The organism is Dokdonia pacifica (assembly GCF_900188275.1).
Classification (GTDB): domain Bacteria; phylum Bacteroidota; class Bacteroidia; order Flavobacteriales; family Flavobacteriaceae; genus Dokdonia; species Dokdonia pacifica.
The window spans coordinates 362,847-377,842 of the sequence record NZ_FZNY01000001.1; the positions used below are offsets into that span (position 1 = coordinate 362,847).

The 14,996-nt window shown below is 35.0% G+C and carries 16 protein-coding genes; 13 read left to right on the top strand and 3 right to left on the bottom strand.

The window, feature by feature from the left end:
* Positions 1-61 precede the first annotated feature (61 nt).
* The gene (locus CHB80_RS01585) at positions 62-1,252 is read right to left on the bottom strand and encodes a hypothetical protein (protein ID WP_089369685.1); all 1,191 of its coding nucleotides are present in this window, start codon (positions 1,250-1,252) and stop codon (positions 62-64) included.
* Positions 1,253-1,471: 219 nt separating this feature from the next.
* On the opposite strand from CHB80_RS01585, the gene CHB80_RS01590 reads away from it, so the two are divergent.
* The 11 genes from CHB80_RS01590 to CHB80_RS01640 all read left to right on the top strand — a co-directional run bounded on the left by CHB80_RS01590 (position 1,472) and on the right by CHB80_RS01640 (position 11,607).
* On the top strand, positions 1,472-2,488 hold the full coding sequence (locus CHB80_RS01590; protein ID WP_089369686.1) for a sensor histidine kinase: 1,017 nt from the start codon (positions 1,472-1,474) through the stop codon (positions 2,486-2,488).
* A gap of 2 nt (positions 2,489-2,490) precedes the next feature.
* A complete protein-coding gene (locus CHB80_RS01595) occupies positions 2,491-3,258 on the top strand; it encodes a LytR/AlgR family response regulator transcription factor (protein ID WP_089369687.1) in 768 nt (255 codons plus the stop codon).
* Between the two features lie 256 nt (positions 3,259-3,514).
* Positions 3,515-4,027, top strand: coding sequence for a hypothetical protein (locus tag CHB80_RS01600; protein ID WP_089369688.1), 513 nt, complete (start codon positions 3,515-3,517; stop codon positions 4,025-4,027).
* Positions 4,028-4,044: 17 nt separating this feature from the next.
* A complete protein-coding gene (locus CHB80_RS01605) occupies positions 4,045-4,443 on the top strand; it encodes a pYEATS domain-containing protein (protein WP_089369689.1) in 399 nt (132 codons plus the stop codon).
* A 135-nt stretch (positions 4,444-4,578) separates the two neighbouring features.
* The gene (locus CHB80_RS01610; RefSeq protein ID WP_089369690.1) at positions 4,579-5,145 is read left to right on the top strand and encodes a TetR/AcrR family transcriptional regulator; all 567 of its coding nucleotides are present in this window, start codon (positions 4,579-4,581) and stop codon (positions 5,143-5,145) included.
* A 9-nt stretch (positions 5,146-5,154) separates the two neighbouring features.
* Positions 5,155-5,565, top strand: coding sequence for a nuclear transport factor 2 family protein (locus CHB80_RS01615; protein WP_179218061.1), 411 nt, complete (start codon positions 5,155-5,157; stop codon positions 5,563-5,565).
* Between the two features lie 23 nt (positions 5,566-5,588).
* Positions 5,589-6,578: a type I glyceraldehyde-3-phosphate dehydrogenase gene (gap, locus tag CHB80_RS01620; RefSeq protein WP_089369692.1), complete on the top strand. Its 990-nt coding sequence runs from the start codon at positions 5,589-5,591 to the stop codon at positions 6,576-6,578.
* Between the two features lie 257 nt (positions 6,579-6,835).
* On the top strand, positions 6,836-8,125 hold the full coding sequence (locus tag CHB80_RS01625; protein WP_089369693.1) for an amino acid permease: 1,290 nt from the start codon (positions 6,836-6,838) through the stop codon (positions 8,123-8,125).
* Positions 8,126-8,135: 10 nt separating this feature from the next.
* Positions 8,136-9,224 carry an aromatic ring-hydroxylating oxygenase subunit alpha gene (locus CHB80_RS01630; protein ID WP_089369694.1) on the top strand — a complete coding sequence of 363 codons (1,089 nt, stop codon included), beginning with the start codon at positions 8,136-8,138 and terminating at the stop codon, positions 9,222-9,224.
* A 77-nt stretch (positions 9,225-9,301) separates the two neighbouring features.
* Positions 9,302-10,312 carry a glycoside hydrolase 5 family protein gene (locus CHB80_RS01635; RefSeq protein WP_089369695.1) on the top strand — a complete coding sequence of 337 codons (1,011 nt, stop codon included), beginning with the start codon at positions 9,302-9,304 and terminating at the stop codon, positions 10,310-10,312.
* Between the two features lie 317 nt (positions 10,313-10,629).
* Entirely contained in the window at positions 10,630-11,607 is a 978-nt protein-coding gene (locus CHB80_RS01640) for an alpha/beta fold hydrolase (RefSeq protein WP_089369696.1), read from the top strand.
* 53 nt (positions 11,608-11,660) lie between these two features.
* Here CHB80_RS01640 and CHB80_RS01645 read toward each other — a convergent pair whose 3' ends face one another.
* Complete coding sequence (locus tag CHB80_RS01645) at positions 11,661-12,287, bottom strand: hypothetical protein (RefSeq protein WP_089369697.1); 627 nt, start codon at positions 12,285-12,287, stop codon at positions 11,661-11,663.
* Between the two features lie 171 nt (positions 12,288-12,458).
* Here CHB80_RS01645 and CHB80_RS24500 point away from each other — a divergent pair, with 171 nt between their 5' ends.
* Together CHB80_RS24500 and CHB80_RS01650 are read left to right on the top strand one after the other, a co-directional pair.
* A complete protein-coding gene (locus CHB80_RS24500; RefSeq protein ID WP_179218062.1) occupies positions 12,459-12,599 on the top strand; it encodes a hypothetical protein in 141 nt (46 codons plus the stop codon).
* A gap of 343 nt (positions 12,600-12,942) precedes the next feature.
* Positions 12,943-14,157 carry a site-specific integrase gene (locus CHB80_RS01650; RefSeq protein WP_089369698.1) on the top strand — a complete coding sequence of 405 codons (1,215 nt, stop codon included), beginning with the start codon at positions 12,943-12,945 and terminating at the stop codon, positions 14,155-14,157.
* A gap of 40 nt (positions 14,158-14,197) precedes the next feature.
* Here the strand turns inward: CHB80_RS01650 and CHB80_RS01655 are convergent, their stop codons facing one another.
* On the bottom strand, positions 14,198-14,983 hold the full coding sequence (locus CHB80_RS01655) for a M90 family metallopeptidase (protein WP_089369699.1): 786 nt from the start codon (positions 14,981-14,983) through the stop codon (positions 14,198-14,200).
* Positions 14,984-14,996: the final 13 nt, after the last annotated feature.

The following is a 14,996-nucleotide window of genomic DNA, read 5'->3' on the forward strand; positions in this document are numbered from 1 at the left end:
GTAAATTATTATTTATAAAGATATTATTTGCTACATCTTTTTCTCAATTAAGATGCCAAGCTTAAAATGAGGTTAATGGTTCTGCCTCTTTTATCAAAATTACAACATCATAGGCAAAGATCATTTTTTGCACTTCCTTAGAAAAGGTATGTGCTTTTGGACGTAATGCTTTTGTATCTATGATTTGATACTTATGTGCTCCTGCTAAGGTTTGGCCTATAAATTCTTTAGGGACAAAATCTGAAACATCAATAGGTTGTTTTGATTTTTCAGGTTCAAATGGATTGGCTACATTCTGAATTCCTGACACGCCCATCACCAATAGGTGTAATGATTCCATTTCATTCATTTCAGCGAGTTCGGCACCTAGATTAGCAATATCATATACTCGGGTTCGAGTGAGGCCTCTAGCGGCATGGTTTCCTCCTAGTTTAAATAGTACTTTAGGGGTTGCTTCTTTTTGAAGTGCGGCTTTATAGTAACGCATGAAATTTTGTTTCATGTGGCGAGCACGTACGTAATTATTCAGATAATACTCTCCACCAAAATTATAGGCATAAATCTCTTGTGTTTTTTTTAGTGCTTTTAAAACTTCTTTTTCTTCTGAAGTAGCCGTTAGTTCTAATAAGTCTTGATGTGTCTCATCATCATACGAAAAAATATAAGGCGCCATAAAATCTTTTTCGCGAACGGTTTTTTCGAAAGCGGCAATGGCTTTTTCTCGTAAGGGCATCAATGCCGATTTAAATTTGACACTTTGTGTGTTATTAATTAAATACTCAAAATTTAATCGAAACTGCGTCATTAGACTTTGATCAATTCCCCAAAGTGTACCATTAGTATCTAGTACATTTTTGAACATCATCATATCCTCTTCATTATTATAAAATGGAATCGAAAAGTCATATTTCGTATCCAATTCCTTTGCCGTTGCAAGAGGCTTTTTTGTATCAAAATAAGAAGTGATGGTCTTAGCAGCTATAGCATCTGTTTCTATACATAATGTGTGATAACCAAAAGGTTGACCTAATGTATACAATATATTCGTAGCCTCTCCCACTTCTATAATACCATGTTGTTCTCCTAAAAACACAAACTGACTTTCCTGTATACGGGGTTGTATAAAATTCTTAAATTGAGTATCTGATAGCTCCGAAACCGAAAAACTATGCTTCTGAATACCTTCTATGTTTTGTGCAAATAGGGTTAGGGATGAAAGGCTTATCCATAATGTGAGAATACAATATTTCATATAAAATTGTTTTCTCAAAACTACATATTCAATAGGGGAAGTTTTTACCTTATTCTTATGAATATGTATAAAAAGAGCATGAATCTATATGATATGCTTCCCAACTAAAATAGCATGGTCATGAGTATCTGCTACATCTTGATTTTTTAAGTGATTTGACTACTTTTTTTAAAACTACACCTAAAAAAATACCCTACTTTTGGAATAACACATAGATTCATGAAGCTTTTCTCTATATACAAAAGACTCCTTATTTCGCTTATCATTTCATTGATCTTAGTAGCAATGATTTGGATAACCTCACAGTTTAAAGAACCACCTCAATTTGGTTTTTTAACTGTAGTTTGGATTTTAATGATCTATGCCACATTTGAAGTTATTTTTTCTTTCCAGAAAAGTAAACGTATCAAAGCATGGTTTCAAAAAAACATGCCATTTCAGGTATTCATTTTATTTGGAAGCATCTTGATAGGAACTATTGTTTACACCCTATTATTTTATGGTTTCAAATGGTTTGATTACTGGTATTACCATAGTGAATCCCCAACAGTAAAACATATGATCATGGCGGCTCTTATTGGGCTGTGCATTTCTATTATTTTTTCACTTATAGAATATGTATCCAACTTAAAAACTACTCATTATAATACGCTACTTGAAAACGAAAAATACAAGCATGAGATTACAGAGGCCAACCTTTCTATTTTAAAAAATCAACTAGATCCTCATTTCCTTTTTAATAATCTCAACACCCTATATTATCTTATAGATGAAGACACAACACTGGCTAAAAGTTTTTTAAAAAACATCTCTGATATTTACCGCCAGATCCTACAAAACAAGCATCATATTACGATTAGTGCTCCCAAAGAATATGAAATGGCGCAACAATACTTACAAATTATTAAGCAGCGTTACCAAGAAGGCTTACAGGTAGAAAACACCATCTCCAAAGCTCAGTTACAAGACAAAAAAATGCCCCCATTAGTATTACAGCAACTTATTGAAAATGCTATCAAGCACAATAAAATTGATATTCACACAACCCTAAAAATTGTATTTTCTGCAACAAAAGACACCCTTGTAATAACTACGATAGGGCAGAAAAAAACCAATACAAATACGCATGGTTCTGGTCTTGTAAATATCAAAAAACGCTATAGTTACCTCACAGATAAAAAAATCACTATTAGTTCAGAAAATGATACCTTTAAAGTAACGGTACCTCTTTTATAATTATGAAGATCAAAATACTTATTATCGAAGATGAAGTTATTGCAACCAAGCATCTCATAAAAATCCTACAAGGGTTACCCCAAGCATTTGATATTTTAGCCTCCTGTACCTCTATAAAAGATAGTCTTCATTGGTTAGCACATCATGAAACACCTGATCTCATTTTTATGGATATCCATCTTTCGGATGGGAATTCTTTTGAAATCATCACAGCTACGAGCATTACATGCCCTATAATTTTTATTACGGCCTATGATCAGTATGCTATTGAAGCTTTTAAAACAACAGGAATCGGCTATCTATTAAAACCCATTTCAGAAGAAGATGTCTCTCAAGTCATTCAAAAATACAACGCTCAAAAAGAAGAAACTACCATTGACTGGATGATTAAAAATACGGATCTTTTACATCGCATCACTCCTAAAAATACAGCGAATTATAAGAAACAATTTCTTTTAAAAAATGGGAAACAATACGTGCCGGTTCAAATAGATCAAATCGCCTATTTCTATAGAGATGACTATGTATTTGTCACCCTTCTGGATGGCTCTACGTATATCATTGATCAATCCTTAGATCAGATACACAAAAGCATTCATCCGGACGATTTTGTACGATTACACAGAAAAATCATTGCTCGCATCACTGCTATAAAAAGTTTGCAACCTTATAAACCTGGACGATTTTCGGTGGTACTTACACCCCCTTATAAAGAGCCTATTCATTTAAGTCAGGAGCGCTCTAGTTGGCTCCGGTCATTATACTCGTAGGTATTCTTTTTGGGTACGCTTTCAAGGAACAAAGTGACGAAGAAGTTTATGCTGAGCTTGCCGAAGTGCGAAATCGAGCTAGCAAGATTCACGACCAAAAGGGAGAGCGTAGCGTTAAAGCGAGCTAGCAAGACAACCTTTAAAAAAACGCACTCCATATATACGATACTACACTAGTTGCTTTAATAGCAAGCCTTTATTACAAAAAACTGTATCTTTAAAACGCACTTGTTGTACCACACAAAATTATCATATTATGGATGCATTTTTAACCTATTTAGAAAACCATGACAAAGGAATCATGATGCTTATTCTTTTGTCTGTTATTTTTGTGATCATCCTTAGATGGTTATTTCAGATATTTGGTGTAGGCAAATACAGCAACCGAAAAGCCGCAAAAGCTCAGAATAATAGTATCACCTTTATTTTAACACGCTCTCTGGTAAATATTGTAGATGATTTTAGGCATTTTTTAGCATTACTTATTGTGATCTTATTTGTAGGATTAATTATTGCAGCAATGTGGTCTGGAGATAATTTTGACGATCGAATGGAAGCCATGCAGCTCGTGATTGCCTCTCTTGGCGGACTACTAGGTTCTATTATAGGATACTACTATGGAGAATCTGCCGCAAGAAATAAATTAAATCAAAATGGAGTGATTACTTCAGGAAGTGAAGAAATTACAAATGAAGCGGGCGCTCCAACCGCCGAAGAAGAAATAGTTGAGCCTCATATTGTTGAACCCCTTGTAGACGAAGACGAATAATATACAGCGATAACCCTATGAATTTAGAAACATACAATCTTGAAATAAAAGATATCTTATTAGACTTAGAAGAATCTAATGACTCAAAAACTGTGTATTATAAAAAGAGTACTCGTAGTCAAAAGAAATTGTATAAGGTGAAAATTTATATAGATGGATTAGACTTACCCTATATAAAACAAGTAACCTATAAACTACATAGCACCTTTGGTAAAAATAGAGTGAATATTATCAAGAGAACACCCAGTAATTTAAAATGTGGATTAACCATATGGACTTGGGGTATTTTTACTGTAAATGCTGAAATAGAAGACCTTAAAGGACGAATCATACAATTAGAACACCGATTAACATTTGGAAACCAACTTCAGAATGATGAAGTTAAGATTAGAAATATTATCCATAAAAAAATGTAAACCTCTTTATTTCTAAAACAAGAGACATTCTATTTTTCATCCACAAAAAAAGATAACTCCATACAAATTCAGACACCTATTTGTAAGGAGTTTTTATTTTTAAGACTATTATACCGAACGTTAGTTAACATTACTATGAGACCTCAAAAAATTGATGATACCGCACTATTAGGAAGACTTATTGACGTATTCAGATCTAAAGGATATGAAGGCTCAAGTCTCAATGATCTTGCAACATCGGCAGGACTAAAAAAAGCAAGCTTGTACCACAGATTTCCTGGAGGAAAAGAAGAGATTGTCACTACTGTGCTTGAATATACAACGACATGGGGTAAAACACATGTAGAAGACACGCTAGCAAATCAAGCGATTCCAGCCCGACAGCGCTTAGAAAAAGTAATAGACCATATAGATGTCTTATACGCACAAGGAACAAAGACTTGTATTTTACGAGCACTGTCTATGGATACAGGCATTACTTCTCTGGATAGCCTTATTCAAGTGACGATGAATAATTGGATTCAAGCCTTTAAAACCTTTGCGCAAGAAATAGGGTTTTCATCAGAAATAGCGCATCAAAAAGCATTGCAAACATTAATTAATATTCAAGGTTCTTTAATCATTACAAAAGGCCTTAACGACACGACTATTTTTAAAAATACATTAGAAACAATTCAAAATTTATATTACCCAACCACATAATATAATATCATGGAACAAAAACATCCTTTGCCACCATTTACATTAGAAACGGCAAAACAAAAAATACAACTAGCAGAAGACGCATGGAATAGCCAAAACCCTGAAAAAGTGGCAATGGCCTATTCTATAGATAGCGAATGGCGCAATAGATCTCAATTTATAAATGGACGTGAAGAAATACGTCAATTCCTCACAGGAAAATGGGATCAAGAACTCGATTACAAACTCAAAAAAGAATACTGGGCACATAGTGATAATCGCATAGCAGTTCGTTTTGAATATGAATATCACACGCCAGAAGGACAATGGTATCGAGCTTACGGAAATGAAAACTGGGAATTTGATGAAAACGGATTGATGAAAAAACGATATGCAAGTATTAATGATCTCGCTATTGAAGAGAAAGACAGAAAATTATAAAACCAACCTCAAAAAATAAACCAATGAAAAAAATAGCAATCAACGGAATGGGACGCATAGGACGTGCTGCTCTCAAAGTAATTTTAGACACCCCAGAACTCGATGTAGTAGCTGTAAATGACCTTGTACCAGTAGATAATATTGCGTACTTACTTAAATATGATTCTGTATACGGTATTTATGAAAAAGAAGTTACTCATGATGAGAATCACCTGATTATAGATGGCAAGAAAATCAACTATTATTCAAATCGTAATCCGGAAGAACTTCCTTGGAAAGAGGATAATATCGAGATTGTGATAGAAAGCACAGGTTTTTTTACCAATAGTGAAGATGCTGCAAAACACATCACTGCAGGTGCAAAAACAGTTGTTATTTCGGCGCCTACTAAAAGTGAAGATACGCCTACAGTTGTGCATGGTGTAAACTCAGAAGAGGGAAAGACTTCTATCTTCTCTTGTGCGAGTTGTACTACTAACAATATAAGTCCCGTCGTAGAGGTATTAGGAAGACGTATTGGGATTAAAAAAGCCATTATGACGACTGTACACGCTTATACGGCTTCGCAAAATATGGTAGATTCCGTTTCTAAAAAGAACTACCGTATGGGACGTGCAGGCGCAGCAAATATTGTCCCTACCTCAACGGGTGCAGCTATTGCAACCACAAAAGCATTACCACAATACAAAGGAAAATTTGATGGGGTAGCTTTACGAGTTCCAATTCCAGTTGGCTCTATTTCTGATATGACGTTTGTAACAGAGAAGCCAGTAACTGTAGAAGAAATAAATACAATACTCCAAGAAGAAGCACAAACGGCACGTTATACAAATGTATTAGCCACTACGCATGAACCTATTGTTTCTTCAGATATTGTAAAAAGCCCATATGCATCTACCGTAGATTTAAGCATGACACGTGTGGTAGATGGCGATTTATTAAAAGTGATGACGTGGTATGATAATGAGTGGGGATTCACAAATCAAATGATACGTCAGATTTTAGAATTATAATATGAAGTTTCTGTATATGCTTTCGCGAAAGCGTATACAAAAATTTTAAAACCATAAGACAAAGAGACTGTCTAAAAGATATAGTTTTCGTCAAACTGAACGTGTTTCAGTTTCTCAATAGCGTAACAACTAATTATGATGAGATTCTGAAATAAATTCAGAATGATGTTTACCCAATCTTTAGACAGTCTCTTTCTATTGTAACCAACTTTAATAGTTTATACGTACATTACAGATCAGTAGAAAATTAAACGATATTGCGTACAAAGAAAATCGGGTTTTGGTCTAGTACCTCTCTTGTGGTAGGAAACATGATTGGATCTGGTGTATTCTTATTACCAGCTTCATTAGCAGCCTATGGCGCCATTAGCATTATTGGATGGATTTGTGCTTCTATAGGAGCGATATTATTAGCGTTAATTTTTGGATATTTAGGCAAATTAGCTCCCGATACAACAGGGGGTCCTTATGCATATACGCGATTAGGGTTAGGTAGATTTCCAGCCTATTTAGTCGCTTGGGGTTATTGGATTTCTATCTGGTGTACAAATGCAGCCATTGCAGTGGCATTAGTAGGATACCTCGAAGTATTCTTTCCTATACTGGGGCACAATCAACTACTTTCAGTATCCACTGGATTAGGCTTTATTTGGTTATTTACCTGGGTAAATTCTAAACCTATAAAAACAGTTGCCTTTGTACAATTAATCACCACCATTCTTAAAGTAGTTCCTATTATGCTCATAGGTTTTATTGGGATTGCTTATATAAAAATGGATCATTTTACGCCATTCAATCTTAGTGGTACTTCTAGTCTTTCTGCAATTACAGCTACTACAATGCTTACACTCTTTGCTTTTTTAGGAATGGAAACTGCAACGATTCCTAGCTCCTCCATTAAAAATGCAGCAAGTACTATAAAAAAAGCAACTGTTTTTGGCACATTCATCACCATTATCGTATATATTCTTAGCTCTGTAGCTATCATGGGAATTGTTCCGCCAGATGTACTTGTTACTTCAAATGCCCCATTTGCAGATGCGGCGGCTCTATTTTGGGGAGAGTCTGCTAAATACATTGTAGCAGCAGGTGCTGTTATAGCAACATTAGGAGCGTTAAACGGATGGATTTTAATACAAGGACAAATTCCAATGGCCGCAGCTCAAGATCAGCTTTTTCCTAAAATATTTGGCAAAACAAATCATCATACATCACCTATTACTGGGATTATTATCTCAAGTATTTTAGCATCCATATTGATGGGATTAAATTATACCAAAAGCCTCGTAGATGCTTTTACATTTATGATGAAACTCTCGACACTATCTGTATTAACGCCCTATGTATTATCAGCTATAAGTTTATTGATATTGATCTATAGAAAAGAAAAGAAAATCCCACTAAGCAAGACAATCATATCAGGCGTAAGTATACTATTTTGTATTTGGGTGATTATAGGTTGTGGCGCCGAAACTGTACTGTGGGGATTTGCATTATTAGTCCTTGGAATTCCGTTTTATCTATATCTAACCAAAAAAAGTTCTTAAATTTAGGGATATGGAACCATTCTACATTCATCCAGACATTACACAAGCCGAAACCTTACCTGCCTCTTTTTATCGTAGTCAAGATGTTTTTGATGCGATAAAAGAACGCGTTTTTGAAACCACTTGGCAATGGATTGGTGATGCAAATTCCTGCATCCCATTAACAGAAAGTGTATTTCCCTTTGTCTTGTTAGACAATTACCTTACAGAGCCTATGATGGTGGTAAGAGACAAAGAAAATAAGATTACGTGTCTCAGTAATGTATGTACACATCGTGGAAATATTGTGGCGCATCATCCTGGAAAAATAAAGAATTTCACCTGTATGTATCACGGAAGGCGTTTTGACTTGCAAGGCACTTTTAAATCGATGCCTGAATTTGAAGAAGCAAAAGATTTTCCAAGACCCTGTGACAGCTTGCACAAATTTGAATTACGGGAATGGGGCTCACATTTATTTGTTGGACTCAAGCCTGTATTTGATTTTTCTGAGGTGATCAATGTGATGAAAGAACGTGTTGGTTTTTTACCACTCAACGAATTCAAACTAGATACTAGTCTCAACAAAGACTATATCATTAATTGTCATTGGGCATTGTACTGTGATAATTACCTAGAAGGATTTCACATCCCATTTGTACATGCAGATTTAAACGATGCATTAGATTATGGGCAATATAAAACAGAGATTTATGAGCATGTAAACCTACAAATTGGATATACCGATGGAGGCGACGAAGTTTTTGAACTCCCAGAGGGTCATCCCGATCAAGGAAAACATGTAGCTGCCTATTATTACTGGGTATTTCCTAATATGATGTTTAACTTTTACCCTTGGGGATTATCCATAAATATTGTAAAACCCTTTAGTCTCAATAAAACAAAGGTCTCCTTTATCACGTATGTATATGATGAAACAAAACTACATACGGGTGCTGGCGCTTTACTAGACAAAGTAGAACGCGAAGATGAGTTTGTGGTAGAAGGCGTTCATAAAGGACTACAATCTAAATTCTATAAAGCAGGAAGATTCTCTCCTACGCGTGAAAAGGGCGTTCACCATTTCCATAGTTTATTAGCAAAGTATCTTAACTCCTAAAAGCGTATTCTAGTACTTATGTTGCTGTATATGCTTTCGCGAAAGCATATAAGAGAATAGTTTAAAAATAAATGATTATGAAGTATCCTAAACACCTCCAGCCTCCACATGATATTGATTTTGTACACGGAATTAATATTGCTTGGTTGGACTTTGGAAAAGATGTTGGCATTCATCCAATCACACAAGAAGAATACCATCCTGATTGGGATACACTAGATGAGATCATGGAACTTACTGTTGCCAATGGAGGGAATGTGATACGATGGTGGTATCATACCGACGGATCTACAAATCCAAGGCTTGATGACACTAAAAAAGCGCTACCAAATCCTGATTTTTTCCATCAAGATGTGATGCAACTACTAGCCATGGCAGCTTCTAAAGGCCTGAAAATCCAAATCTGCTTATGGTCTTTTGATATGCTCAAAACAAAAGAAGGCGTAGATGCACAGGCTAATAAAAAACTATTAACTGAAGTTGCTCATTATACCGCTTATATTGAAAATGCACTACTCCCGCTTGTCAACTATATAGGAGCTCATCCTGGGCTTTTTGCTTGGGAAATTTTTAATGAACCCGAAGGTATGACTCATGAATATGCAAGCCATTGGGAAGGATTTGCAGAACGTGTTACCATGGAAGATATTCAACGTTTTATTAATAGAACTGCTGCTTATATACGTAATGCGCAGCCAGACGTTAAAATTACAAGTGGAGCATTGGGTTTCTTATCTTCTATAGATGATCCAAAACACGGATATCAAAATCGATATTCGGATCAGGTATTGGAAGATATTGGTGGAGAAATTACAGGCTACTTAGACTTTTATAATATTCATTATTATACATGGGCAAAAAAAGAAGGATCTCCTTTTCATACTCGTTATGACGCTAAAAAATTAGACAAAAGAGCCATTATTGCCGAATATTACCCCGATCCCATTTTTGAAATTCCTTCAGAAAATCTTGTCAATACATTAAAACATCATGGATGGCACGGCTCTATCGTTTGGTCATGGACCGATAAGTCATGGGAGCTTATAGAAAAAGTACTACAAGGAGGCTCGGATACAGATATTACATAGCATTTATAGTAAAATAAATACTTTTAGAGTACGCTTTCAAGGAACAAAGTGACGAAGAAGTTTATGCTGAGCTTGTCGAAGTGCGAAATCGAGCGAGCGAGATTCACGACCAAAGGGAGAGTGCAACGTTAAAGCGAGCGAGCGAGACCTGCCTGCCGGCAGGCAGGTTCACGACCAAAAGGGAGATCGTAGCGTTAAAACGTATACAGTACAAATCCATAATTTTTCAAAAAATATAATTCAATAATGTAAGGAGTGAAAAGTGTTTCGACTTATTTACCGAACGATCGGTAAAATATTAATTTAAAACAACATCAATGAAACCAATTATTAAAATTTCGCTCATTACCTTTTTAGCTATTATCTCTTTCTTTACATTTTCTTCTTATACTGTAAAAGATACTAGCCATTCATTAACTGAAGATACAATCTCAAAGTATCCAACTATGTATCGCTCTTTAGAAGTAAATGGCGTAAACATAGCTTACAGAGAAGCTGGAAATCCGAAAGATCCAACGATTGTATTATTGCACGGCTTTCCTTCTTCATCACATCAATATCGTAAAGTTTTAGATCAACTTTCTGATGAATACCATTTGATTGCTCCTGATTACCCAGGGTTTGGGAATAGTGATTTTCCTTCTCAAGATGTATATACCTATACATTTGATAATCTGGCTACCTCTATAGATGGTTTATTAGAAAAGTTAGGTCTTAATTCCTATGCGCTGATGATACAAGATTATGGAGCTCCTGTAGGATTTAGAATTGCAACAGCACATCCAGAAAGAGTAACCGCCATCATTAATCAAAATGGAAATGCATATAAAGAAGGATTAGGCGAAGCGTGGGGAGATGTGCGAAAATTTTGGGCAAATAGAAATGCTGAAACTGAAAAAGCATTACTTCCTGTATTTTCTTTGGAAGGACTTAAATGGCAGTATACCCATGGTACGCGTAATCCAGAAACGGTCAATCCTGACACCTGGCATTTGGATTATTTACGTCTATCAAGACCCAATGCTCATGCTGTTAATTTTGATTTATTTTATGATTATCAAAATAACATTAAGCAATATCCAAAGTGGCAACAATACTTAAGAGACAACCAACCTCCTATGTTAATTGTGTGGGGGAAAAATGATTTGTTTTTTCCTGAAAGTGGTGCAGCTGCATATAAAAAAGATGTTAAAAACATAGATTATAATATCTATGATACGGGCCATTTTGCTCTAGAAGAAGAAGGGGGTGCTATTATTGCTAAGATTCGTTCTTTTATGAAGAGAGTGAAATAAAAATAGGAGATAAACAAAAAAGTGCATCATTTCTGATGTGCTTTTTTGCATATTTAATTCTGTACCGTAATAAAATTTCCTGATTCTGTATCATACTCCACAGCAATATTTGTAACCCCATTTCCAAATTTCAATTGAGTCATGGGTGAAGTCACAACAGTTACTATAGAATTTCCTGTCACTTCAGATTGTAACCATATATATAATGTTGTACTAGGTGTCATCAAAGCGGTACTTGCCAATAAAACGGGGACTGCAGATACTGCGTTTCCTATAACGTCAGTTCCATTTACAATAGCATCTTGGAGGAGACCTATTGTCATGTAATCTTTATTACTATATTCATTCAGTAATGCAAATGCATTGGATGCACCGCCATTACTTGGTCCTGAAATAACACCCGATGGTTCTAATGTATATAATTGATCCATTGGCACTCCTGTAGGTGTATTTGATAATTGAACTATAGTGGTTCCATTCACAATTTCTGAATTAGAAGCATAAATTCCATATTCCTCTTCCCAAGTCACTTGATTATTCTGAAGAGGGTTGAAACTTTGCCAGGCAACGTTAGGCTCTTGACTATTTACCTGTTTTCCGATAGTTACTTGTGTATTTGTATTGTAAATATCGGTCAATTGTTGATCTGTAAAACTGATAGTAAGTACATAATTTGTCATAATGCTTAGTTTAAGAATAAGGTGTAATATCAATGGATATTGAAGCTATTTAAACTTCAATATTCAAAACTAGTAAGAAACCTCAATCTAACTATGCGTATTTATACGTGATTAAACACCTGTTTTAAAGCACATTAAATATAAAAATATCTGTAAAAAATAAGTCCCAAAGTGCTTAATAAAACTCAAACACCACAATTTGGATTAGCGCGTAATTCTTTAGGAAACATATCAGAACCTCGTTGTCTAGTTCAAATTGATACAGATACTAGTCAAATCACACCTAGTATAGGGATTGTGGTAGACTTCTGATAAATGATCTAAACAAAAAAGCTCATCATTTCTGATGAGCTTTTCCTTTGTACGGGCGGAGAGACTCGAACTCTCACACCTTGCGGCACTAGATCCTAAGTCTAGCGTATATTGCATCAAAGAAACGCAAAAATACTCATTTTCAATGATTTATATGTTTTTACATTTTCTTTAAAGTCATTTAATATCAGTTGATTTCAACATTTGTTGTACCTATGTTGTACCTAAAAAGCCCAATAAATTCGTATCTTTATCGAAAGTGTACAGCAAAAATTGAGCAAAAAACGCAATGTTGTACCTATGTTGTACCTGATTTGACTTTCGTACTAAAAACAGGTCAATTATGTCATCAAATGCAAAAATAGTTCTTCGTAAAAAACCGAACAGTAAAGGTCAATATCCATTAGCTATTCGAATTACAAAAAACCGTCGTTCCACTTATCAATATATTGGCCATTATATTGATATTGAGGAATGGGACGAGAAAAATCTTCGAGTAAAAAAATCAAATCCAAATGCCGATAGCCTAAACAAGTTATTATCACAACAACTTTCTAATGCCAATAAGGCGCTTATTGATTTACAGTCCGAGTATAAAGATGCCTCAGCAAACCAGATTAAAAAAGAAATTTATGCCTCAGGGAATTCCTCAACTTTCTTTGAACTGGCACAAGAGCATCTGGACGAACTGGAAGTTGCTGAAAAGTTAAACCGTCTATCCACGGACAGCGCATTGATTAGTTATATCGTAAAATATCACAAATCAAAGCAGTTATCGTTTCAAGAAATTGATGAGCGATTTCTTAAGAAATTGATGATATACCTCAAAGTTAAGCACGACCTTGCTGAAACTTCAATAATGAATATTCTTGTCCTAATCCGCTTATTGTTCAACAGAGCTATAAAGCTAAAAATAGTCAGCAGGGAATTGTATCCTTTTGGTGCTGACCAAATTAAAATCAAGTTTCCTGAGACTACAAAAATAGGGTTGAACATTATTGAAGTAAGAGCTATTGAAGCCTTAGATAATCTAACCCGTAATGAAATTCACACAAGAAATGTTTGGCTATTCAGCTTCAATTTTGCAGGAATGCGGGTTACAGATGTACTCTGGACAAAGTGGTCAGATATATACGACAATAGGCTTCATTACAGAATGAATAAAAACTCAAAACTACTGTCCTTAAAAATTCCAGATAAGGTTCTAAGAATTTTGGATTTCTACAGAGATGATAAAAGATACGCTACCGATTTTGTTTTTCCTGAATTGAAAAAGGCCAATCTTGAGGATGCCAAAGACATCTATAATAAAAGAAAAACGGCAACTAAGAAATTCAACGACAACTTAAAATCCATTGCCAAAAAAGCTAAAATAGACAAGAAGATAACAATGCATATCGCAAGACATACTTTTGGCAATATTGCCGGTGATTCCATTCATCCTTTAATGTTACAAAAACTCTACAGGCATAGTGACTTAAAAACAACACTAAATTATCAGGCAAATTTTATCCATAGAGAAGCGGATGATGCTTTAGATAGCGTTGTTAACTTTTGACCTATTCTTCTAAGGTGAACTACTCCCTTTTAAGTGTAAACTACTCTTGAGATAGGCGTACTAATTTTTGATTAAAACATTTAACCAACATCTTGTATAATTCAGGATGTTTCTTTTTAAGCAAACTTGGACGTTCAAAAAAATACTCTGAAGCAACGGCAAAGAATTCAGCTTGATTAGTGCCACCATATTTTCGGATATCAGAGTGGTTATCATTTATCGCTTCGATTTCTTTATGGATTAAATTTAACCAAGGTATTGCGTATTGATGTTCCAATAGCCGTTCTGGCACACCGTCTGTTCTATCATCCATCTTATCAATAAGATGCACAAATTCGTGTATGCCAGTATTCCTTTTATCGGTGGTGTTTTTAAAGCCGTGGTACAATGCTTTTTTGGAAAGTATCATCTGTTTCTCGAACCTTCCATTTCCAACTATTCCACCAATATTCCGTGAGTTATCCTTACTTCCAAATTGCATATCCTCATTAAAATTATCTGGATACAATAGGATGCCACTTAAATTTGTGTAGTGCCATTCTTTGAAGCCAAAAACAGGGATTACTGCGCTTGCCGCAATTAAAATCTTGTCCAATTCTTCCAATTCAAACTGTACAGCATCAATATAGACCTCACTTAAAAATTGCATCATTTTTTGCTGAAAAAGAAGCTGCCTATCTTTTGAAAGGTTTCTATAAAACAGCACATTATCCATCAATAATTTATGCCAATGCTCTGGAAATGGCTTTACGCTTTGGCGTTTGGCTTTTCTATAAAAATGAACAGCAAAGAGAATAATCACAACCGAAATTAAAATATAAGCCATACTAAAAAACGTA

Bases quoted from the DNA above. Each gene is read 5' to 3' on its own strand.
- CHB80_RS01585 (WP_089369685.1), bottom strand. From the start codon at position 1,252: ATGAAATATTGTATTCTCACATTATGGATAAGCCTTTCATCCCTAACC.
- CHB80_RS01635 (WP_089369695.1), top strand. From the start codon at position 9,302: ATGAAGTATCCTAAACACCTCCAGCCTCCACATGATATTGATTTTGTA.
- CHB80_RS01590 (WP_089369686.1), top strand. From the start codon at position 1,472: ATGAAGCTTTTCTCTATATACAAAAGACTCCTTATTTCGCTTATCATT.
- CHB80_RS01615 (WP_179218061.1), top strand. From the start codon at position 5,155: ATGGAACAAAAACATCCTTTGCCACCATTTACATTAGAAACGGCAAAA.
- CHB80_RS01645 (WP_089369697.1), bottom strand. From the start codon at position 12,287: ATGACAAATTATGTACTTACTATCAGTTTTACAGATCAACAATTGACC.
- CHB80_RS01655 (WP_089369699.1), bottom strand. From the start codon at position 14,983: ATGGCTTATATTTTAATTTCGGTTGTGATTATTCTCTTTGCTGTTCAT.
- CHB80_RS01605 (WP_089369689.1), top strand. From the start codon at position 4,045: ATGAATTTAGAAACATACAATCTTGAAATAAAAGATATCTTATTAGAC.
- CHB80_RS01595 (WP_089369687.1), top strand. From the start codon at position 2,491: ATGAAGATCAAAATACTTATTATCGAAGATGAAGTTATTGCAACCAAG.
- CHB80_RS01600 (WP_089369688.1), top strand. From the start codon at position 3,515: ATGGATGCATTTTTAACCTATTTAGAAAACCATGACAAAGGAATCATG.
- CHB80_RS01640 (WP_089369696.1), top strand. From the start codon at position 10,630: ATGAAACCAATTATTAAAATTTCGCTCATTACCTTTTTAGCTATTATC.
- CHB80_RS01610 (WP_089369690.1), top strand. From the start codon at position 4,579: ATGAGACCTCAAAAAATTGATGATACCGCACTATTAGGAAGACTTATT.
- CHB80_RS01650 (WP_089369698.1), top strand. From the start codon at position 12,943: ATGTCATCAAATGCAAAAATAGTTCTTCGTAAAAAACCGAACAGTAAA.
- CHB80_RS01630 (WP_089369694.1), top strand. From the start codon at position 8,136: ATGGAACCATTCTACATTCATCCAGACATTACACAAGCCGAAACCTTA.
- gap (WP_089369692.1), top strand. From the start codon at position 5,589: ATGAAAAAAATAGCAATCAACGGAATGGGACGCATAGGACGTGCTGCT.